Raw genomic sequence first — 19,602 nt, 5'->3', positions numbered from 1 at the left:
AGCCAGTTCATCTATTACTGGTTATGGCTACATCTAACGCTCGGCCATTACATGGCCGTTCGACGTGGGGAGGCGTTCGGATGGAAGCGACGGGGGCCAGGGAGGCCATCGGGGCCGCGGGAGCGGACGAGGTGGTGCGTGCCTGGGTCGACGGCTGGGTCGTCTCGCGTGGAGCGGCTCCGCCGGCGGTGGAGCCGTGGGGTTACACGATCGACGTCGGCCAGGCCAGGCATCCGTCCCGGCATGTCTTCGGCTCGACCCATGGGGGTGCCCTGGAGGCCGACGTGCGCAAGGTCGCGGCGTCCGTGTCGGGTGCGGACGTCTGGCTGAAGGTCTTCGCCGAGCCGTCGCGGGTCTCGCCGTGGCTCGGTCCGGAGTGGTGGGTCGATCCGGAGGAGGGCTACTTGATGACGGTGGCCCTGACTCCGGCGCCCCCGCAGCAGTTGGTGGCGCCGGAGGGGTATCGGCTGCGTACGTGGATGCGGGGCGGTGTGGTGCGGACGATGGTGACCGCTGCCGATGGCTCGTGGGCGGCGCGCGGCCAGTTGGCGCCGACGGGCCGCACCGCGGTCGCCGATCAGATCGAGACCTCGACGGAGCACCGTCGCCGCGGCCTGGGCAGCTTGGTCATGCGCACGCTTCAGACTGCCGCGGTCGAGCAGGGCTGCGAGGTCGGCGTCCTGGCGGGGACCGTGGAGGGGCGCGCCTTGTACGAGTCGCTCGGCTGGCGGGTGGTGGCTCTTCTGACCAGTGCCCGCCGCAGGGGTCGGGACGAGTCCTGAGCCGCGACGGTCGCCGATGGCCGGGGTTGCCCGGCACGGTGGAGGGGCGGCTGCCTATGAGCCGGGGCGTTACCGGCCGCCCCCTCACTTCTTCGAGGGCTCGCCGCTTCTCGCGCGGAAGTCCTTGACGGCGTACGGCAGGCCGGGCACGAGGAACAGCAGCGTGCCCCACAGCGGCAAGTGGAAGAGCGGGTCGTCACCTATGAGCCAGCCGGTGAGCTCCGCCACGGGCAGCGCGGCCACGCCGAGGAGCATCCAGCGTCTGAAGCCGAGGTTCCCTCGCCGCATTCCCCAGGTGACGGCACCTACTGCCAGCGCCACGTAGAAGGCGATGCGGGGCGCTTCTATCGCCAGGGTCAGGGACCGGTCGAGGAGGTGGGTGAGCAGCAGCAGGGAGCCGACGACGAAGGGGATCAGCGCCGCCATGCGCAGGACGCGCAGCGGCAGGGGCGTGCGCGCCCGGGCCCAGGCGGCGGCGAACGCCTTCACGTCGGCCCCGACCACGTCCTGTGGGGTGCGGCCCGCGGCGGCGGCCTCCTCCAGGTGGCCGGAGAGCTCGTCGAGCATCTCGCGCATGGAGGCGTCGTCGATCCCGCGGTACTCCCAGTTGCTCCGGCAGACGGCGAGGACGCGCTCGCGGGTGAGCCCGGTGTTGAGCCCGGTGTCGCGCGCGGCCTTGTCCAGCGGGTCGTGGTCCGATGTGCGACCGTCCGGCGGGGGCGCTTCTGCCCCCGTCCCCGCCTCGCCGATCGCCGTCGCGTTGGTCGTCTCGTACGTCATGTGCCGTGTCCCCCCGGTTGGTGCCGTGTCATGCGTCCTGGTCAGGTCCCCAAGGTGCTGGAGACCGCGCCCGTGAAGGCGGTCCAGGTGGTGCGGCCGCTCGCCAGCTCGGCCGCGCCCGCCTCGGTCAGGCGGTAGTACTTGCGCGGTGCCCCGCCCGCGGCGGACGGGGCGCGGTAGGAGTCGACCAGGCCCGCCCGCTGCATGCGTGCGAGCAAGGGATAGATGCTCCCCTCGCTCACCAGGTCGAGGCCGCTCTCGGTCAGGGCTTCCACGAACTCATAGCCATACCGAGGCCGTTCCGCGATGAGCGCGAGCAGACACAGGTCGAGCACCCCGCGCAGCAGCTGGCTACGGCGCTGGTCGTGCGACGCGGACAGCTCCTTTGTCATGCGGTACAAGATAGTCGAGCATTGCCTTGCGGCGCAAGAGTCTCGCGGCGACGGATTTCTGGTGCGTTCTCGGATCCGTCGGGGCTCGGCGACGCGGCGCGGCTCCGTGTGACGCGGCGCGGCCCGACCCCGCCTGCCCCAACCCGGCCCGACCCAACCCGCCCCGGCCCGGCACGGCCCGACCCCGCCCGGCGCGAGCTGATGGGAGCCGGTGCCGGCCGCGCTGCCAGAGCTCTCGCTCAGATCAGGGCCGCGCCGAGGCCGGAGGACGCGCCGAGCACAAGACCGAGGCCGGCGCCGCAGCCGAAGGCAGGGTCGGCGCCAAGGCCGCGGGCAGGGTCGGCACCAAGGCCGAAGGCAGAGTCGGTGCCAAGGCCGAGGGCCGAGTCGGAGCGAAAGCCCGTGCGCCAGCCACGGCCGACGTCAGCGCCTACGCCTCCGCCAGGCCCGCAGCGACATCGAGCCCAGACCACGCCGTCGAGCCCAGCCCGCAGAGCCGAGCCCGGCCCGACGCCGAGCCCAGACCACGGCGCCCAGCCCGGACCCACGCCGAGCCCAGACCGCGACGCCGAGCCCGGCCCGGCCCGACGCCGGGCCCATGCCCAGCCCCGCCCAACGCCTAAGCCGCCCCGACCCGCCGTCCCTGCCCGCCCCGCAGCAGCGGCCACGTCGCGACGCCCACAGTGAGGGCGAGCAGATGGCCCCAGTTCGTCATCGGGTCGGTGAAGGCGATGAGGTCCTCGACGAGCATCCAGCCGAAGCCCGCCAGGACCGCCCAGCGCAGCCACGGCGCGAGGACGCCCGCCAGCGCGCCGACGCTCGCGGCGACGCCGAAGCTGATGCCGTAGTCGAGCCGATGCAGGGACGTGCCGGGCAGGTGGCCGACCAGGACAGAAAGCCCCACCGGAATTTCCGTGGCCAGCGTCGCGACGACGTGTCCGAGCACGAAGACGCCCGCGGCGCGCAGCGCGCCCACGCGCCGTTCGAGCGCGGTGAGGACGAACAGGAAGCCGATGGCGTACGGCGATGTGATGCCGCCCGCGATCCACAGCGCGCTGGCGACGAGGACGAACACCGGCCGGTCCGCGAGGTGGGCGACATCCGTGCTCGAACCCTGGTGCATCGAGGAGATCACCGACGGGTCGGCGTGCTCGGCGACCAGCGAGGTGACGAGGAGGACGACCGCGTAGCCGAAGGTGAAGGGCGTCCCGGTCGGGCTCGGGAGGAGCCGCCAGGGCCGCAGCCGACGGAGCCCGGCCCACGCGGCGGCACCGGCGGGAACAGGCCCGGCGGGCAGGGCGGAGGACGGGACGGAAGCGGAAACCTGACCGCCCCCGGCCACGGCGAGTCCGACCGCCGCGGCCAAGGCGACCTCATCCGAATCCGGACCGGCGCCTGGACCGGTACTCGGACCTGAGCCCAAAGCCGGGCGCACAGCTGGGCCCAAAGCCGCCCCTGAAGCCGAACCGGATCCCGAAGCCGGCCCCGGCCCCCGCCCCGAAGCCGAACCGGACCCCGAACTCAATCCGGAATCCGAAGCCGCCCCCTGAAGGCCCCCCGCGGCAAGGCCACCCACGGCCCCCGAGAGCCCCCCGGCCGCCACCACCAGCCGCTGCCGCGGCATCGCGTCCAGCACGCCCTCGCGGGATATCCCGTCCAGCACGTCCCCGCCGCCGCTCACCCCGGGCTCACCCCGGCCGGAAGCCCCATCGGCAGCCAGGCCGGAAGCCGCACCCGCGCCCCGGCCGGAGGCCGTGTCGGCTTCCCCGCCGGAACCCGCAGAAGTGCCCTCGCCAGTACCCACAGAGGCGCGTACGCCTGAAATGGTCCGGTTCACGCTGAGGCGCTCCCTCCGTCACGGAACTTCACTAGGAACTTCCTACGCGACTGCATCACGAATCGATCACGTTCACTACATCACGAATCGATCACGTTCACGCTTCACCGATCGTTCCCCAGCTGTCTATGACCGACGCCACGTGCGACGCGATTCACAGGAACTCACAGCAACCCCCGACCATTCCCCGACGTCCCGCGCGCGGGGCCGACGGGACCCTCCGGGGGCCACTCAAATCCCTGGAATCACAGGGAGAAGGGCAGCAGGATGAGGGGATGCGCACTCCGTTCCGGCCCGATCCCCCCGTGGTGCTCGACAGGCGCGACGGCCCCTACGGCGAGGTCGTGCTGCGCCGCCACGGCGACCTGCTCCAGATCATTGCCAATGGCATGTTCCTCATGGACACCTCGGACGGCCGCTCCGAGCGCCTCCTGGTCGACGCCGCGTACGAGGCACTGGACGGACGGCCGCGCCCCAGCGTTCTCATCGGCGGCCTGGGGGTCGGCTTCTCGCTCGCCCACGCGGCCGCCGACCCCCGCTGGGGCCGCATCACCGTGGTGGAGCGGGAGCGGGCCGTCATCGACTGGCACCGGGGCGGGCCGCTCGGGGAGTTCTCGGAGCAGGCGCTCGCCGACCCGCGCACGGAGATCCTGCACACCGATCTGGTCGCATATGTCAGGGGCGCATTCGCAAGCGTCAACGAAGCAGGAATCTCCCACTCCGGTGCGCCTCCGGCCACCTACGACGCGCTCTGCCTGGACATCGACAACGGCCCCGACTGGACCGTCACACAGGACAACGAGAGCCTCTACTCCCCCACCGGTCTCGCCGCCTGCCGGGCCCGCCTCAACCCCGGCGGCGTCCTCGCGGTGTGGTCCGCGCAGCCGTCATCCGCTTTCGACTCCGCTTTGCGGAATGCCGGATTCCAGCACGTACGTACGGAAGAGATCGCCGTTGCCCGGGGCGTACCGGACGTGGTCCATCTCGCGACAAGGGCTGCGTAGCCGAGGTGCCTCCGCGCCCCGTACTCTGCTGACCGGACACCAAGCGATCACGTCAGGGGCGGGGCGATGGAGCAGACACACACCTCCCACAACAGCGCCACGGCGGCTATGCCAGGGGCACAGCGCCGGGTGCTCGTGGTCGAGGACGACCCGACGATCGTGGACGCCATCGCTGCCCGTCTGCGCGCCGAGGGTTTCGTCGTGCAAACGGCGGCGGACGGCCCTGCCGCGGTGGACACCGCCCAGGCCTGGCAGCCCGATCTGCTGATCCTCGACATCATGCTGCCGGGATTCGACGGCCTGGAGGTCTGCCGCCGCGTGCAGGCCCAGCGCCCCGTACCGGTGCTGATGCTGACGGCGCGGGACGACGAGACGGACATGCTCGTCGGGCTCGGCGTCGGCGCGGACGACTACATGACCAAACCGTTCTCGATGCGCGAACTGGCCGCACGCGTGCACGTGCTGCTGCGCCGCGTGGAGCGGGCCGCGCTCGCCGCGACGACGCCGCGCAGCGGCATCCTCCGCCTCGGCGAGCTGGAGATCGACCACGCGCAGCGGCGGGTGCGGGTGCGGAGCGAGGACGTGCACCTGACACCCACGGAATTCGACCTCCTGGTGTGTCTGGCGAACACCCCGCGCGCGGTGCTCTCGCGCGAGCAGCTGCTCGCCGAGGTGTGGGACTGGGCGGACGCCTCCGGTACCCGCACGGTCGACAGCCACATCAAGGCGCTGCGGCGCAAGATCGGCGCGGAGCGCATCCGTACGGTCCACGGGGTCGGGTACGCCCTGGAGACACCGACGCCATGACCGCGGACCCCGGCGCCGCCGACGGCCCGCCTCCCGGCGCCCTGAGCGGCACGACGCCCCAGAGCGCCGGGAGCGGTACGACGGCGTACGGCGCCGCGGCAGGCATGGTGGGCGCCGCCCCGGGCATGGGTGGTCTGAAGTGGCGCTGCGACCGGGGCGGAGGTGGCGGGATGAGCGGTCCCTTCGGCGGACTCAGACCGTTCTCCATCAAGACGAAGCTCGGGACGCTGGTCGTCGTCTCGGTGTTCATCACCACCGGGCTGCTGATGGTGGCCATGAAGACCGAGACCGAGCTGCGCTTCATCACGGTCTTCTCGGTGATCGCCACCCTGCTGATCACGCAGTTCGTGGCCCACGGCCTCACCGCGCCGCTGGACGAGATGAACTCGGTGGCCCGCGCGGTCTCGCACGGCGACTACACGCGCCGCGTGCGCGGCGCCGACCGGCGCGACGAGCTCGGCGACGTGGCCACGACGATCAACCGCATGGCTGACGACCTGGAGGCCCAGGACCAGCAGCGCAAGGAGCTCGTCGCCAACGTCTCGCACGAGCTGCGCACCCCCATCGCGGCCCTGCGGGCCGTCCTGGAGAACGTCGTCGACGGGGTCTCGGCCGCCGACCCGGAGACGATGCGCACGGCCCTGAAGCAGACGGAGCGCCTGGGCCGCCTCGTGGACACCCTCCTCGACCTCTCGCGCCTGGACAACGGTGTCGTCCCCCTCAAAGCGCGCCGCTTCGAAGTGTGGCCCTATCTGTCGGGGGTCCTGAAGGAGGCCAATATGGTCGCCTCCGCGCGCAAAGGGATGCCGTCGGGGTCCGGCAGCCACACCCGTACGGATGTCCATCTACACCTGGACGTGTCACCTCCTGAGCTGACGGCGCACGCCGACGCCGAGCGCCTGCACCAGGTGGTCGCCAACCTGATCGACAACGCCGTGAAGCACAGCCCCCCGCACGGCCGCGTGACGGTCCGCGCCCGGCGCGGGCCCTACCCCGAGTCCCTGGACCTGGAGGTCCTCGACGAGGGCCCCGGGATCCCCCAGTCGGAGTGGCACCGGGTCTTCGAGCGCTTCAACCGGGGCGCGCACGCCGGCGCCCCGCCCGGAGGCGACGGCGGCACGGGGCTCGGGCTCGCCATCGCGCGCTGGGCCGTCGATCTCCACGGCGGCCACATCGGGGTGGCCGAATCGGCCCGCGGCTGCCGGATCCAGGTCAGCCTTCCGGGCCTGCTCGAAGGCTGAGGTTGACGTAAGGTTCGAAGTGGAAGCGAGTCACGGGCGCGCAGGTCACGCGCCGGACGGGCCGCAGCCGCGTGTCGACGTGCCCGAGGGGTCTCCACGCGGGGCCGTGTCGTAGGCAAACCTCGCTAGTTTCCCGCCATTTACAGCCCCGAAACTCGCAATCCAGTGTGACTTACGCGACGGATGACCGGCCCGGCCTGCACCTGACGTCCTCGGAGGCGTAGCCTTTATTTCCGCTGTCCATCACCTTGTGAAGCGGAAGAGGGCGGTTGCCGCCGTGTCGCCACAGTCCCCCAGTAACTCGAGCACTTCGACCGACCAAGAAGCGCAGGGCAAGAACCCTGCTGCCGCGTTCGGTCCCAATGAGTGGCTCGTCGACGAGATCTATCAGCAGTACCTCCAGGACCCGAATTCGGTCGACCGTGCCTGGTGGGACTTCTTCGCCGACTACAAGCCAGGGGTAGGCGCGTCCGTCGCCGCTCCGGCCAAGCCGGCGGGTGACGCGGCCGCGGGGGTCGCGTCCACCACGTCCCCCGCCCCGGCAGCGCCCGCCGCGCAGCCCGCGGCCGCCGCCAAGCCCGCGCCCGCCGCGAAGGCCCCGGCCCCCGCCGCCAAGCCCGCCGCGGCACAGCCCGCGGCCGCGAAGCCCGCGGCCAAGGCCGCGCCCGCGACGGAGGCGCCCGCCGGTCCCGAGTACGTGACCCTGCGCGGCCCCTCGGCCGCCGTGGCGAAGAACATGAACGCCTCCCTGGAGGTGCCCACGGCCACGTCCGTGCGCGCCGTCCCGGTGAAGCTGCTGTTCGACAACCGCATCGTCATCAACAACCACCTCAAGCGCGCCCGCGGCGGGAAGATCTCCTTCACGCACCTCATCGGGTACGCGATGGTGCAGGCCATCAAGGCCATGCCGTCGATGAACTACTCCTTCGCGGAGAAGGACGGCAAGCCGACGCTGGTCAAGCCGGAGCACATCAACTTCGGCCTCGCCATCGACCTGGTGAAGCCCAACGGCGACCGCCAGCTGGTCGTGGCGGGCATCAAGAAGGCCGAGACCCTGAACTTCTTCGAGTTCTGGCAGGCCTACGAGGACATCGTCCGGCGCGCCCGCGACGGCAAGCTCGGCATGGACGACTTCACCGGCGTCACGGTCTCCCTGACCAACCCCGGCGGCCTCGGCACCGTGCACTCCGTGCCGCGCCTCATGCCCGGCCAGTCGGTCATCATGGGCGTCGGCTCCATGGACTACCCGGCCGAGTTCCAGGGCACCTCCCAGGACACCCTGAACAAGCTGGGCATCTCCAAGGTCATGACCCTGACCTCGACGTACGACCACCGAGTCATCCAGGGTGCCGCCTCCGGCGAGTTCCTGCGGATCGTCGCGAACCTCCTGCTCGGCGAGAGCGGCTTCTACGACGAGATCTTCGAGGCGCTGCGCATCCCGTACGAGCCGGTGCGCTGGTTCAAGGACATCGACGCCTCGCACGACGACGACGTCACGAAGGCCGCCCGCGTCTTCGAGCTGATCCACTCCTACCGCGTCCGCGGCCACGTCATGGCCGACACGGACCCGCTGGAGTACAAGCAGCGCAAGCACCCGGACCTGGACATCACCGAGCACGGCCTGACACTCTGGGACCTGGAGCGCGAGTTCGCCGTCGGCGGCTTCGCGGGCAAGTCGATGATGAAGCTCCGCGACATCCTCGGCGTCCTGCGCGACTCGTACTGCCGCACCACCGGCATCGAGTTCATGCACATCCAGGACCCGAAGCAGCGCAAGTGGCTCCAGGACCGCATCGAGCGCCCGCACGCCAAGCCGGAGCGCGAGGAGCAGCTGCGCATCCTGCGCCGGCTGAACGCGGCGGAGGCGTTCGAGACCTTCCTGCAGACGAAGTACGTCGGCCAGAAGCGCTTCTCCCTGGAGGGCGGCGAGTCCGTCATCCCGCTGCTCGACGCGGTCATCGACTCCGCGGCCGAGTCGCGCCTGGACGAGGTCGTCATCGGCATGGCCCACCGCGGCCGTCTGAACGTCCTCGCGAACATCGTCGGCAAGTCGTACGCGCAGATCTTCCGCGAGTTCGAGGGCAACCTCGACCCGAAGTCGATGCACGGCTCCGGTGACGTGAAGTACCACCTGGGCGCCGAGGGCACCTTCACGGGCCTGGACGGCGAGCAGATCAAGGTCTCCCTGGTCGCCAACCCCTCGCACCTGGAGGCGGTCGACCCGGTCCTGGAGGGCGTCGCCCGCGCCAAGCAGGACATCATCAACAAGGGGGGCACGGACTTCACCGTCCTGCCGGTCGCCCTCCACGGAGACGCGGCCTTCGCGGGCCAGGGCGTGGTCGCCGAGACGCTCAACATGTCGCAACTGCGCGGCTACCGCACGGGCGGCACGGTCCACATCGTCATCAACAACCAGGTCGGCTTCACGGCACCGCCGGAGTCCGCGCGCTCGTCGATGTACTCCACCGACGTGGCCCGCATGATCGAGGCGCCGATCTTCCACGTGAACGGCGACGACCCGGAGGCCGTGGTCCGCGTGGCCCGCCTGGCCTTCGAGTTCCGGCAGGCGTTCAACAAGGACGTGGTCATCGACCTCATCTGCTACCGCCGCCGCGGGCACAACGAGACCGACAACCCGTCGTTCACGAACCCGCAGATGTACAGCCTGATCGACAAGAAGCGCTCGGTGCGCAAGCTCTACACCGAGTCCCTGATCGGTCGCGGCGACATCACCCTGGAAGAGGCCGAGCAGGCCCTCCAGGACTTCCAGGGCCAGCTGGAGAAGGTCTTCACGGAGGTCCGCGAGGCCACCACGACCCCGGCCCCCGCCGAGGTCCCGGCCCCGCAGACCGAGTTCCCCGTGGCCGTGGACACCGCGGTCTCCCAGGAGATCGTCAAGCGGATCGCCGAATCCCAGGTCAACATCCCCGACCAGATCACCGTGCACCCGCGCCTGCTGCCGCAGCTGCAGCGCCGTGCGGCCATGGTCGAGGACGGCACGATCGACTGGGGCATGGGCGAGACCCTCGCCATCGGCTCCCTGCTGATGGAGGGCACCCCGGTCCGCCTGGCGGGCCAGGACTCCCGCCGCGGCACCTTCGGCCAGCGGCACGGCGTCCTCGTGGACCAGACGACCGGCGAGGACTACACCCCGCTGCTGTACCTCTCCGAGGACCAGGCCCGCTACAACGTCTACGACTCGCTCCTGTCCGAGTACGCGGCGATGGGCTTCGAGTACGGCTACTCGCTGGCCCGTCCCGAGTCGCTCGTCATGTGGGAAGCGCAGTTCGGCGACTTCGTGAACGGCGCGCAGACGGTCGTGGACGAGTTCATCTCGTCGGCGGAGCAGAAGTGGGCGCAGACGTCCGGCGTCACGCTCCTCCTGCCGCACGGCTACGAGGGCCAGGGCCCCGACCACTCGTCGGCCCGTCCGGAGCGGTTCCTCCAGCTCTGCGCCCAGAACAACATGACCGTCGCGATGCCGACGCTCCCGTCGAACTACTTCCACCTCCTGCGGTGGCAGGTGCACAACCCGCACCACAAGCCGCTGGTGGTCTTCACGCCGAAGTCGATGCTGCGCCTCAAGGCCGCGGCCTCGAAGACGGAGGAGTTCACGACGGGCGGCTTCCGCCCGGTCATCGGCGACGCGTCGGTGGACCCGGCCGCGGTCCGCAAGGTCGTCTTCTGCGCCGGCAAGTTCTACTACGACCTCGAGGCCGAGCGGCAGAAGCGCGGTGTCACGGACGTCGCGATCATCCGCATCGAGCGCCTGTACCCGCTGGCGGGTGCCGAGCTCCAGGCGGAGATCGCCAAGCACCCGAACGCCGAGAAGTACCTGTGGGCGCAGGAGGAGCCGGCGAACCAGGGCGCGTGGCCGTTCATCGCCCTCAACCTGATCGACCACCTGGACCTGGCGGTCGGCGCCGACATCCCGCACGGCGAGCGCCTGCGCCGCATCTCGCGGCCGCACGGCTCGGCCCCGGCGGTCGGCTCCGCCAAGCGGCACCAGGCCGAGCAGGAGCAGCTGGTGCGCGAGGTGTTCGAGGCCTAGGCCCCGGCACGGTCGTACGGAGGTGGGCCCGGCCCCGAGTTCTCGGACTCGGGGCCGGGCCCACCGGCGTTCCGGCCTACGATGAACAGGCACATCCCGTCTCGTCAGGAGCATGACTTTGTACTTCACCGACCGTGGCATCGAGGAGCTGGAGAAGCGGCGCGGCGAGGAGGAGGTCACCTTCGAGTGGCTGGCCGAGCAGCTCCGCACGTTCGTGGACCTCAACCCGGACTTCGAGGTGCCGGTGGAGCGCCTGGCGACGTGGCTGGCACGCCTGGACGACGAGGACGAGGACGAGTAGGCACCACAGCGCCCCTTGGGGGCGCGGGGAACTGCGCGACCAGCCACGACGGACCGGCAGACGGCCAACGGCCCGGAAGCCCCGGCAAGCCCCGGCAAGCCCCGGCAAGCCCCGAAAATCGTTTGCCGCCGACCCCGCAGGCGGCCTAGCGTGCGGCCCATGTGTGGAATCGCAGCCAGCGCCGCCTGCGCGGTGACGAGGTACCGCCGCCCGTAGCGGCGGCCGGACTCTCTCGCGCCACCCAGGTACGCCCCGCGTACCCGGTGGCCATCAGGAACAGAACGCTCCGCCGCTTCAACGCGTCAGCGCCGAGCGGCACCTCGTGCTGCCCGGCTCACCTCGAAGCCGCGGAGTCCCTGTGCGCACGCACCACACCACCCCCACGCACCACACCGCCCCCACGTACCGCCACGGCCGTCATGAGCTCGGCCAGAACTTCCTCACCGACCGGGCCACGATCGACGCCTTCGTCGACCTCGTGGCCCGCACCCAGGGGCCGATCGTCGAGATCGGCACGGGCGACGGCGCGCTCACGCTGCCCCTCCAGGGGCTCGGCCGGAGCCTGACGGGCATCGAGATCGACGCCCGCCGCGCCGCGCGCCTGGCCCGCCGCACGCACCCCTCGACGACGATCGTCACCGCCGACTTCCTGCGCTACGCGATGCCGTCGACGCCGCACGTCCTGGTCGGCAACCTGCCCTTCCACGAGACGACGCCGATGCTCCGCCGCGTCCTGCGCGCACCGGCCTGGACGGATGCCGTCCTGCTGGTCCAGTGGGAGGTCGCGCGCCGCCGCGCGGGCGTCGGCGGGGCCACGCTGATGACGGCCCAGTGGTGGCCCTGGTACGCGTTCACGCTCGCCCGGCGGGTCCCCGCGGGGGCGTTCCGCCCGCGCCCGAACGTGGACGGCGGCCTGCTGACGATCACCCGCCGCGACCGCCCGCTCGTCGACCGCGCGGCCCTGAAGGGCTACCAGGACCTGGTGCAGCGCGTCTTCACGGGCCGGGGCCGTGGCCTGCCCCAGATCGTCGCCACCGCCTGCCCTGAGCTGCCGCGGCGCGGCGTGAAGGAGTGGCTGGGCCGCCACGGCCTCGCCCCGGCGCGGCTGCCCAAGGACCTCACGGCACCGCAGTGGGCGGAGCTGTACGCCCTAGGGACGGGCGGCCGCCGCCGTTAGCACCGGCGCCAGCTCCCGCCACTCGCGCAGCGGGAACGCCCCAGCGGCCGTCAGGACCTGGACGCACACGTGGTCCGCCCCGGCGGCGAGGTGTTCCCGCACGCGCGCGTGGAGGACATCGGCGTCTCCGTAGACGACGATCGCGTCGACGAGCCTGCGGCTGGGGCCGCCCGGCGGCAGGTCCTCGTCGCCGAACCCGAGCCGCCGCAGGCTCACCACCTGGTGCGGCACGCGCGCGTACCCGGCGACGTGCTCCTCGGCCACGGCCCGGGCCCGCGCCCGGTCCGTGTCGAGGACGACGGCCTGCTCCACCGCGAGGAACGCGTCGGGGCCGAGGGCCGCACGGGCCCGCGCGGTGTGCTCCACGGGCACGAAGTAGGTGTGCGCTCCCCCGGTGCGCTCCGCCGCGAGCCCCAGCATCTTCGGACCCAGTGCGGCGAGGAGTCGATGAGGAGCGGGGTCGGGCACCGGCCCGTGCGCGGGCGCCGCGTCCATGGCGTCCAGATAGGCCCTCATGGTCGTCACCGCCTTCCCGCGCGCGGGTACGCGGTAGCCGTCCACCTCGATGACGGTGTCGTCGACCCGGTGCCCGCCGAGCCCCAGGACGTACCGCCCGGGGAAGGCCTCCCCGAGCGTGCGCTCCGCGTTGGCCATGGCGAGCGGCTCGCGGTAGGCGATGCTGGCGATCCCGGAGGCGACCGGGATGCGCCGCGTGGCGGAGAGCAGCAGCCAGGCCTGGCCCACCGTGTCGCGGCCGAACGCCTCTCCGTACCAGATGGCCCCGTAGCCCAGCTCCTCGATCTCGGCGGCCGCCGCGCGCACCCGCCCGGCGGGCTGCCCTTCGAAGGCGAAGGTCCAGACACCGACCCGCCCGAGCCCGTCTGCCCCCTGAAGTCCTCGCATGTCGACACCCTTCGTCAATACCGGAGAGCTTCTCCGGATACTTCGGAGGTACGATACGGAGAAGTTCTCCGGAGAGCTACCCCGACCCCGCTGGAACGCAGAGATGACCGAGTCCCCAGGGCGGGCGACCGCCACGCCAGCCACTGCCACGCCGCGCGGCCGCGCCCCGCGCGCGGATGCCGTCCGCAACCGCGAGCGCATCGTCGCGGCCGCGCGGGAGGCCTTCGCGGAAGCGGGGCCCGAGGCGTCCCTCAACGACATCGCCCGCCGCGCGGGCGTCGGCCCCGGCACGCTGTACCGCAATTTCTCCGGGCGGTCCGAACTGCTGGCGGCCGTCCTGAAGGACCGCATCGACACACTGTGCGGCCGCGCGGACGACCTCCTGACGGCGGACTCGCCCTACGACGCCCTCACGGAGTGGCTGCACGCGTTCCTCGTCCACGCACGCGTGAACCAGGGCATCGGCGGCACCCTGCTCCTTGAGCAGCTGGAGGAGTCGGGCGCCCTGGGCATCGACTGCCACCAGCGCGTTCACGACGCCGTGGCGGGGCTCCTCACCCGCGCCCAGCGGGCGGGCGCGGCACGCCCCGACCTGAGCCCGTCCGACCTGCTGCACCTGGTCGTCGGCATCGCCCTGTCGACGGCGTGCCCGGGCGGATCGGCACCGGAGGACCCGCAACGGCCCGAGCGGCTGCTCGGCCTGGTCCTCGACACGGTACGAACGCGCTGACGGGCGGCTCGGCCCGGTGAAGGCACGCGCACAGCGCACGCATTGTGCCGGCCGCAGCGCCCGGACGCGGCTAGTCCCGCTCCCGCGCCCGGTCGTACGCGAACCCCAGCACCCCGTGCACCACGAGGACGAGGCCCGCCACCGCCCAGCCGCCACCGCCGCGCCGCCGCAGGGACCAGGCCAGGAGCGGCACGCCCGCCGCGAGCTGGGCGCCGGCCAGAGCGCGCGCCCGCGGCCCACGCAGCCAGGGGCCCAGCGGGCCGCTCTCCACCGCGTCGAGCTCGGCGCGCACCGCGTCGCGCCAGCCCGACCACTCGACGTGCCGCACGCCGTCCAGGACGCGGGCCACTTCCCGTAGCCGGTCGGCCGGTTCGCCGGGGCTCAGGCCGGGCGGCAGGTCGACGCCCACGCGCGTGAGGACCGCGATGAGGCCGCGCAGCCGGGCGCGCGCGTCGGCGTCCGAGTCGGGGCGGGTCAGCGTATCCAGGGCCTGCATGTCGAGCACCGGGTCGAGGCCGAGCCGGGCGGCGAGCGTCCGCATCGCCTCGTCCTCGCCGACCGGGGTGCCGTTCGCCAGCCACACGTAGCCGACCGTTCGCCGGAAGCCCGCCGCGAGCGTGCAGCCGGAGCGGTCGGCGTCCCACCACAGCGCGAGAACCGGCCACGGGGAGCCGACGGCGAGCGCGGTGGCCCACCCGGCGAGCACACTGTCGACCGGCTCGCCGCCCTCCAGCCACGGCTTGCCCTCGGGCACGAGCACGCTCCACTCCGGGCCCGCGGGCGCGAGCAGCATCCGCTCGCGCAGCAGTTGGGCGACCGTCTCGACGGAGTCCGGCCGGGCCCGGCAGAGCAGCAGCGCGCCGGGAGAGGAGGAGGCGTCGGCGGAGTCCGTCGCGTGGGCGGGGGTCGACTCGGAGGACATGGCCCCACGCTAGGACAAACCATGATGTTTGGCGCTCGGGCCTGCGGCGTCCGGTGCCGCCGGGGAGCGGCTGGAGGATGACGCGCCGCTCCTGGCAGGGAGAGACGTGAGGGGCGGCGTCCGGTTTCCGGCGAAGAAGTACGTCTTGACTTTCCGCATCCGCGATATATCGTGTCTAGTCAAGGATGCGATATGGCGCGTTGCGTCCGTGCCGCTCAAGGAGGTCAGTCACCATGCCGAAGTGGTCCGTCGATGAGCCCAGGAAGCTGACGTTCGACGCGCCCGTGAGGCGCCTGCACGTACGCGTCGTGAACGGCACGGTGAACGTGGTGGGCACGGACGACGACACAGCCAGGCTCGAGGTGTCCGAGATCGCGGGCCCCCCGCTCGTCGTGACGCAGTCCGACGGCGCGCTGTCCGTCGTGTACGAGGACCTGCCCTGGAAGGGCCTCCTCGGCTGGCTCCTCCCCAAGGGCGCCCGCCGCAGCGCGGTGGTGTCCGTCGCCGTGCCGGCCGGGACCCATGTCGAGGTGGGCGTGATCGGTGCCGGAGCGGTGGTCACGGGGGTCGAGGGCCGGGCGGAGGTGCGGAGCATCACCGGCGACACGACCCTGGTCGGCCTGACGGGGCCGGTCCGGGCCGAGACGGTCTCGGGCGCCGTCGAGGCCCAGGGCATCACCGGGGAGCTGCGATTCAACTCGGTCTCGGGCGATCTGACGGTCTTCGACGGAGCGGGGTCCTCCGTTCGGGCCGAATCGGTGAGCGGCTCGATGATCCTGGACCTGGACCCGGTCGGCGGTCCGGCCGACATCGGGCTCAGCAGCGTCTCGGGCGAGATCGCCATCCGGCTGCCCCACCCCGGGCACGCGCAGGTGGAGGCGGACACGACGAGCGGCTCGGTTTCCAGCGATTTCGAGGAGCTCAGGATCAGCGGCCTCTGGGGCTCGAAGAAGATCACGGGCAGGCTCGGCTCCGGCCGCGGCCAGCTCAAGGCGACGACGGTCACCGGTTCGATCGCGCTTCTGCGCAAGCCGGCGGTAGAGGAAGATCGGTACGAGACCGACGAGCCCCCGCGGGACTCCGCCCCGGCGGACGCCCCGCCATCGGCTCCCCCGGCCGACGCCGCGACCGAGACCCCGACCGGCGCCCCGGAGGCGGACACCGCCGCCGACGCCCCGACCGACAAGAAGGTGCTCTGAGATGCCCCCCGTGTTCGCCCACGGCCGTCTGCGCCTGTACCTGCTCAAGCTCCTGGACGAGGCCCCGCGCCACGGCTATGAGGTGATCCGCCTCCTCGAAGAGCGCTTCCAGGGGCTGTACGCGCCATCGGCGGGAACGGTCTACCCCCGTCTGGCCAAGCTGGAGGCGGAGGGGCTGGTCACCCACACCACGGAGGGCGGCCGCAAGGTCTACTCGATCACCGACGCGGGCCGCGCCGAGCTGGCCGGCCGCAGCGGCGAGCTGGCCGACCTGGAGCTGGAGATCCGCGAGTCGGTCGCCGAGCTGGCCGCCGAGATCCGGGACGGCGTGCAGGGCGCGGCGGGCGAGCTGCGGCGCGAGATGCGGGCGGCGGCCCAACAGGCCCGGACGGCGGGCAGGACCGGCGCGGGCCCCTCGGGCCTCGGCGACTTCCTCGACGGCGCGTGGACGGACAGCGAGGGCTGGCGCCAGGCGAAGGAGGAGGTCCGGCGGGCCCGGCAGGAGTGGAAGGAGCAGGCGCGGCGCGCGAAGGACGAGAGCCGCCGGGCCCGCGAGGAGGCCCAGCGGGCCCGGCGCCAGGCCCGGGACGCACGCGAGCAGGCCCAGGAGGAGGCGCGGGAGGAGTGGCAGCGCATGGCCCAGCGGGTGCAGGAGCACGTGCAGGACCACTTCGCGCGCGGTGACTGGCCGACCGGGGTGCGGGAAGGGCTCGCCGAGCTGGCCAAGGAGGTCGGCGAATTCGGCAGGGGGTTCGGCAAGGACTTCGTGGACTTCGGCTTCGGCGACACGGACCGCAAGCACGCCAAAGCCGCCGAGCACACCAAGGCCGCCGAGCACGACGAGGCGCCCAAGCACGACAGGGCGACCGAGCGGGACGCGGCACCCGGAGGGGACACGGCCGCACCGGGCGGGACCTCCGACACCGGCAAGGCTTCCGGCCCGGCCACGGCGTCCGACACCGGCGGGACGTCCGCCGCGGGCAAGGCCTCCGCACCGGGCCCCGTGTTCACACCGCCGCGCGACGAGGTGCCGGTGGAGTACCTGCCGGACTGGGCCCAGGAGCAGGCGACGGGCGGGGATCCCGCGCGCGACCTGGAGCGGCTCCTCGACCGCCTCCGTGACGACGTCCGCGACGCGGCCCGCGACCACGGGGTCTCCCCGGAGCAGCTCCGCGAGGCCCGCCGCCATCTCTCGGAGGCGGCGGCCCATGTGACGGCGATACTGCACATGCCCAAGCCCTGACAGGCAGCCACCACTCCGGGCGCCGGGGCGGCCGGGCACCGGCAGCCGAGCTCCGGGGTGACCTGACCTCGGCAGCCGGACCCCGGGACAGCCAGACACCGGAAGGCCAGACACCGGAAGCCCAGGCGCCGGAGCATCCGGGCTACCGAGCCTGCCGGGGCGAGCAGGCAGGCCCAGCGACCCGAACCCCGGCCCTCGGCCCCCGGCCCCCGGCCCCGCCTACGTCAGCACCCGGTCCAACGCCTCACGCGTCACCCCCCGGTCGCCGAGCACCTCCGCCACGACGCCCGGGCGGGTCGTCAGGGCGAGCAGGATGTGCTCGTCGCCGATGGTGCGATCCCGTCGCGCGGTGGCGATCCGCAGGGACCGCACCAGCGTGTCCTTGGCCTCCCGGCCGAACGGGCGGTGGCCGAACCAGGAGCCGATCCCCTTGCGCCCCCGGCCCGCCCCGGCGCTCGCCAGGGCGCCCGCCCCATGGGTCTCCTCGACCCGGGCGACGACCTCCTCGACGTCGATGCCGAGCCCGGCCAGGGCCTCGGTGTCCGCCTGGGTGAGACCGCCACGACGGCGCGCTTCGGCCAGCGCCTCGGCGATCTCCTCGCGCCGCCGGTCGGCCCCGAGCGCCGCCAGGGCGAAGGAGCCGCGGCTGCCCTGCCGATCGAGCAGGGCCAACAAGAGATGGCCGTCGTCGACGGAGTCCGCGCCCTCCCGCTCGGCGTGCTCGACCGCGCCGGTCACCACGGCCCGGCCGCTGCTCGTGAACCGCTCGAACATCACTGCCTCCCGTACTTCTTGTGCACGGCCTGCCTGCTCACGCCGAGTTCGGCGGCGATCTCCTGCCACGACCAGCCCTGCTGGCGGGCGCTGCGCACCTGGACGGCTTCGAGCTGCTCCACGAGGCGCCGCAGCGCCGTGACGGCGCGCAGCCCGACCCGTGGATCGCGATCGCCCGCGCGCTCGGCGAGATCCGTTGCTTCGGTCATGTATGTCAACGTAGGTTGACACCCGCCTTCGTGTCAACCATGGTTGACACGAAGGCGGTGAGAGAGGCTCGCGGGGCGCTCGGACCGCAGGGGGGCCTTGCAGGAGGCTCACACCGCAGAAGGAGGCCTCCAGGAGGCTCAGACCTCCAGCACGATCTTGCCGAACTGGTCACCCGCCTCCAGGCGCTCGAAGCCCTCCCGCGCGCGGTCCAGCGGCAGGATCTCGTCGATGACGGGCCGCACGCCGGTGTTCGCGCAGAACGCGAGGAGGTCCTCGAGCTCGTCCTTCGTGCCCATCGTCGAGCCGACGATCCGCAGCTCCAGGAAGAACACGCGGGTGAGTTCGGCGTGCGAGGGGCGGTCGCCGCTGGTGGCTCCGGAGATCACCAGCGTGCCGCCGGGGCGGAGCGACTTGATCGAGTGCGACCAGGTGGCGGCGCCGACCGTCTCGATCACCGCGTCGACGCGCTGCGGCAGGCGCGCGCCCGCGGGCAGCGCCTCCACCGCGCCCAGTTCGACGGCCCGCTTCCGCTTGGCCTCGTCGCGGCTGGTGGCGAAGACCTTGAGGCCCGCCGCCCTGCCGAGCACGATCGCGGCGGTCGCGACGCCGCCGCCCGCGCCCTGGACGAGGACCGAGTCGCCGGGACGTACGCCAGCGTTGGTGAACAGCATGCGGTAGGCGGTGAGCCAGGCCGTGGGCAGACAGGCGGCCTCGGCGAAGGAGAGCCCCGCGGGCTTGGGCAGGACGTTCCAGGTGGGCACGGAGACCTGCTCGGCGAAGGTGCCCTGGTACTTCTCGGTCAGGATGGTGCGGCGCTCGTGGGGGCCGACGCCGTGGCCGGACTGGCCGATGACGGAGTGCAGGACGACTTCGTTGCCGTCCTCGTCGACCCCGGCGGCGTCACAGCCGAGGATCATCGGGAGCTTGTCCTGGTCGAGGCCGACTCCGCGCAGGGACCACAGGTCGTGGTGGTTGAGGGAGGCGGCCTTCACGTTCACGGTGGACCAGCCGGGGCGGGGCTCGGGGGCGGGTCGGTCACCCAGCTCAAGGCCGTTGAGGGGGTGCGTGGAGTCGATGCGGGCGGCGTAGGCAGCGAACATGGCGCTGACCGTAGTCCGGCCCCCGGGGCCTTTGGAACGGCCCGGGGATGTGACCCGCACCGCGCCCGCCGACCGGGGCGCTCCACCCGCTCCGGCCCGAGCCCCCCCCCCGCGGCTCCGCCCGCCCCGCCCCCGGGCCCCACCCCTGA

At 72.4% G+C, this 19,602-nt stretch carries 18 protein-coding genes; 10 read left to right on the top strand and 8 right to left on the bottom strand.

Annotated features, from left to right (window positions below; genetic code table 11):
• Window positions 1-80: 80 nt before the first annotated feature.
• On the top strand, window positions 81-782 hold the full coding sequence (locus IG74_RS0139955; RefSeq protein ID WP_051856376.1) for a GNAT family N-acetyltransferase: 702 nt from the start codon (window positions 81-83) through the stop codon (window positions 780-782).
• An 84-nt stretch (window positions 783-866) separates the two neighbouring features.
• On the opposite strand, the gene IG74_RS0139950 is transcribed toward IG74_RS0139955, so the two are convergent.
• From IG74_RS0139950 to IG74_RS46710, 3 genes are all read right to left on the bottom strand, one after another.
• Window positions 867-1,562: a hypothetical protein gene (locus tag IG74_RS0139950; RefSeq protein ID WP_030687639.1), complete on the bottom strand. Its 696-nt coding sequence runs from the start codon at window positions 1,560-1,562 to the stop codon at window positions 867-869.
• Window positions 1,563-1,603: 41 nt separating this feature from the next.
• Window positions 1,604-1,954, bottom strand: coding sequence for a PadR family transcriptional regulator (locus IG74_RS0139945; RefSeq protein ID WP_051856373.1), 351 nt, complete (start codon window positions 1,952-1,954; stop codon window positions 1,604-1,606).
• Window positions 1,955-2,573: 619 nt separating this feature from the next.
• A complete protein-coding gene (locus tag IG74_RS46710) occupies window positions 2,574-3,320 on the bottom strand; it encodes a rhomboid-like protein (RefSeq protein ID WP_420710026.1) in 747 nt (248 codons plus the stop codon).
• Between the two features lie 746 nt (window positions 3,321-4,066).
• Here IG74_RS46710 and IG74_RS0139935 point away from each other — a divergent pair.
• The 6 genes from IG74_RS0139935 to erm all read left to right on the top strand — a co-directional run bounded on the left by IG74_RS0139935 (window position 4,067) and on the right by erm (window position 12,372).
• Window positions 4,067-4,795: a spermidine synthase gene (locus IG74_RS0139935; RefSeq protein ID WP_030687633.1), complete on the top strand. Its 729-nt coding sequence runs from the start codon at window positions 4,067-4,069 to the stop codon at window positions 4,793-4,795.
• 66 nt (window positions 4,796-4,861) lie between these two features.
• The gene (locus IG74_RS0139930; RefSeq protein ID WP_016641312.1) at window positions 4,862-5,602 is read left to right on the top strand and encodes a response regulator transcription factor; all 741 of its coding nucleotides are present in this window, start codon (window positions 4,862-4,864) and stop codon (window positions 5,600-5,602) included.
• A gap of 170 nt (window positions 5,603-5,772) precedes the next feature.
• Window positions 5,773-6,843: a HAMP domain-containing sensor histidine kinase gene (locus IG74_RS0139925; protein ID WP_030687631.1), complete on the top strand. Its 1,071-nt coding sequence runs from the start codon at window positions 5,773-5,775 to the stop codon at window positions 6,841-6,843.
• Between the two features lie 277 nt (window positions 6,844-7,120).
• Window positions 7,121-10,894 (top strand): multifunctional oxoglutarate decarboxylase/oxoglutarate dehydrogenase thiamine pyrophosphate-binding subunit/dihydrolipoyllysine-residue succinyltransferase subunit, encoded by a 3,774-nt coding sequence (locus IG74_RS0139920; protein WP_030687629.1) that lies wholly within the window; start codon window positions 7,121-7,123, stop codon window positions 10,892-10,894.
• Window positions 10,895-11,012: 118 nt separating this feature from the next.
• On the top strand, window positions 11,013-11,195 hold the full coding sequence (locus IG74_RS0139915) for a DUF6104 family protein (RefSeq protein WP_003961784.1): 183 nt from the start codon (window positions 11,013-11,015) through the stop codon (window positions 11,193-11,195).
• A gap of 358 nt (window positions 11,196-11,553) precedes the next feature.
• Window positions 11,554-12,372 carry a 23S ribosomal RNA methyltransferase Erm gene (gene erm, locus IG74_RS0139910; RefSeq protein WP_037826900.1) on the top strand — a complete coding sequence of 273 codons (819 nt, stop codon included), beginning with the start codon at window positions 11,554-11,556 and terminating at the stop codon, window positions 12,370-12,372.
• Here erm and IG74_RS0139905 read toward each other — a convergent pair.
• Entirely contained in the window at window positions 12,346-13,275 is a 930-nt protein-coding gene (locus IG74_RS0139905; protein WP_030687625.1) for a TIGR03620 family F420-dependent LLM class oxidoreductase, read from the bottom strand. The two genes, erm and IG74_RS0139905, sit on opposite strands and share 27 nt — an antisense overlap.
• A 103-nt stretch (window positions 13,276-13,378) precedes the next feature.
• Here IG74_RS0139905 and IG74_RS0139900 point away from each other — a divergent pair, with 103 nt between their 5' ends.
• On the top strand, window positions 13,379-14,005 hold the full coding sequence (locus IG74_RS0139900) for a TetR/AcrR family transcriptional regulator (protein WP_030687623.1): 627 nt from the start codon (window positions 13,379-13,381) through the stop codon (window positions 14,003-14,005).
• A 70-nt stretch (window positions 14,006-14,075) separates the two neighbouring features.
• On the opposite strand, the gene IG74_RS0139895 is transcribed toward IG74_RS0139900, so the two are convergent.
• Entirely contained in the window at window positions 14,076-14,927 is an 852-nt protein-coding gene (locus tag IG74_RS0139895; protein ID WP_030687620.1) for a hypothetical protein, read from the bottom strand.
• A gap of 233 nt (window positions 14,928-15,160) precedes the next feature.
• Here IG74_RS0139895 and IG74_RS0139890 point away from each other — a divergent pair, with 233 nt between their 5' ends.
• Together IG74_RS0139890 and IG74_RS0139885 are read left to right on the top strand one after the other, a co-directional pair.
• Window positions 15,161-16,126, top strand: a complete 966-nt coding sequence (locus tag IG74_RS0139890) for a DUF4097 family beta strand repeat-containing protein (RefSeq protein WP_030687618.1) — start codon at window positions 15,161-15,163, stop codon at window positions 16,124-16,126.
• Between the two features lies 1 nt (window position 16,127).
• Window positions 16,128-17,369, top strand: a complete 1,242-nt coding sequence (locus tag IG74_RS0139885) for a PadR family transcriptional regulator (RefSeq protein WP_030687615.1) — start codon at window positions 16,128-16,130, stop codon at window positions 17,367-17,369.
• 219 nt (window positions 17,370-17,588) lie between these two features.
• On the opposite strand, the gene IG74_RS0139880 is transcribed toward IG74_RS0139885, so the two are convergent.
• From IG74_RS0139880 to IG74_RS0139870, 3 genes are all read right to left on the bottom strand, one after another.
• On the bottom strand, window positions 17,589-18,143 hold the full coding sequence (locus tag IG74_RS0139880) for a Clp protease N-terminal domain-containing protein (protein WP_030687613.1): 555 nt from the start codon (window positions 18,141-18,143) through the stop codon (window positions 17,589-17,591).
• Window positions 18,143-18,352: a helix-turn-helix domain-containing protein gene (locus IG74_RS0139875; RefSeq protein WP_030687611.1), complete on the bottom strand. Its 210-nt coding sequence runs from the start codon at window positions 18,350-18,352 to the stop codon at window positions 18,143-18,145. Before IG74_RS0139875 ends, IG74_RS0139880 begins: the two co-directional genes overlap by 1 nt.
• A 138-nt stretch (window positions 18,353-18,490) precedes the next feature.
• A complete protein-coding gene (locus IG74_RS0139870) occupies window positions 18,491-19,453 on the bottom strand; it encodes a zinc-binding dehydrogenase (protein ID WP_030687609.1) in 963 nt (320 codons plus the stop codon).
• Window positions 19,454-19,602 lie beyond the last annotated feature (149 nt).

Source organism: Streptomyces sp. NRRL B-1347, assembly GCF_000720325.1.
Taxonomy (GTDB): domain Bacteria; phylum Actinomycetota; class Actinomycetes; order Streptomycetales; family Streptomycetaceae; genus Streptomyces.
This window is presented reverse-complemented; position numbering and strand designations above follow the sequence as displayed.

Excerpts from the sequence above, each read along its gene's own strand:
- IG74_RS0139955 (WP_051856376.1), top strand. The coding sequence starts at position 81 with ATGGAAGCGACGGGGGCCAGGGAGGCCATCGGGGCCGCGGGAGCGGAC.
- IG74_RS0139950 (WP_030687639.1), bottom strand. The coding sequence starts at position 1,562 with ATGACGTACGAGACGACCAACGCGACGGCGATCGGCGAGGCGGGGACG.
- IG74_RS0139945 (WP_051856373.1), bottom strand. The coding sequence starts at position 1,954 with ATGACAAAGGAGCTGTCCGCGTCGCACGACCAGCGCCGTAGCCAGCTG.
- IG74_RS0139935 (WP_030687633.1), top strand. The coding sequence starts at position 4,067 with ATGCGCACTCCGTTCCGGCCCGATCCCCCCGTGGTGCTCGACAGGCGC.
- IG74_RS0139930 (WP_016641312.1), top strand. The coding sequence starts at position 4,862 with ATGGAGCAGACACACACCTCCCACAACAGCGCCACGGCGGCTATGCCA.
- IG74_RS0139925 (WP_030687631.1), top strand. The coding sequence starts at position 5,773 with ATGAGCGGTCCCTTCGGCGGACTCAGACCGTTCTCCATCAAGACGAAG.
- IG74_RS0139905 (WP_030687625.1), bottom strand. The coding sequence starts at position 13,275 with ATGCGAGGACTTCAGGGGGCAGACGGGCTCGGGCGGGTCGGTGTCTGG.
- IG74_RS0139900 (WP_030687623.1), top strand. The coding sequence starts at position 13,379 with ATGACCGAGTCCCCAGGGCGGGCGACCGCCACGCCAGCCACTGCCACG.
- IG74_RS0139895 (WP_030687620.1), bottom strand. The coding sequence starts at position 14,927 with ATGTCCTCCGAGTCGACCCCCGCCCACGCGACGGACTCCGCCGACGCC.
- IG74_RS0139890 (WP_030687618.1), top strand. The coding sequence starts at position 15,161 with ATGCCGAAGTGGTCCGTCGATGAGCCCAGGAAGCTGACGTTCGACGCG.
- IG74_RS0139885 (WP_030687615.1), top strand. The coding sequence starts at position 16,128 with ATGCCCCCCGTGTTCGCCCACGGCCGTCTGCGCCTGTACCTGCTCAAG.
- IG74_RS0139880 (WP_030687613.1), bottom strand. The coding sequence starts at position 18,143 with ATGTTCGAGCGGTTCACGAGCAGCGGCCGGGCCGTGGTGACCGGCGCG.
- IG74_RS0139875 (WP_030687611.1), bottom strand. The coding sequence starts at position 18,352 with ATGACCGAAGCAACGGATCTCGCCGAGCGCGCGGGCGATCGCGATCCA.
- IG74_RS0139870 (WP_030687609.1), bottom strand. The coding sequence starts at position 19,453 with ATGTTCGCTGCCTACGCCGCCCGCATCGACTCCACGCACCCCCTCAAC.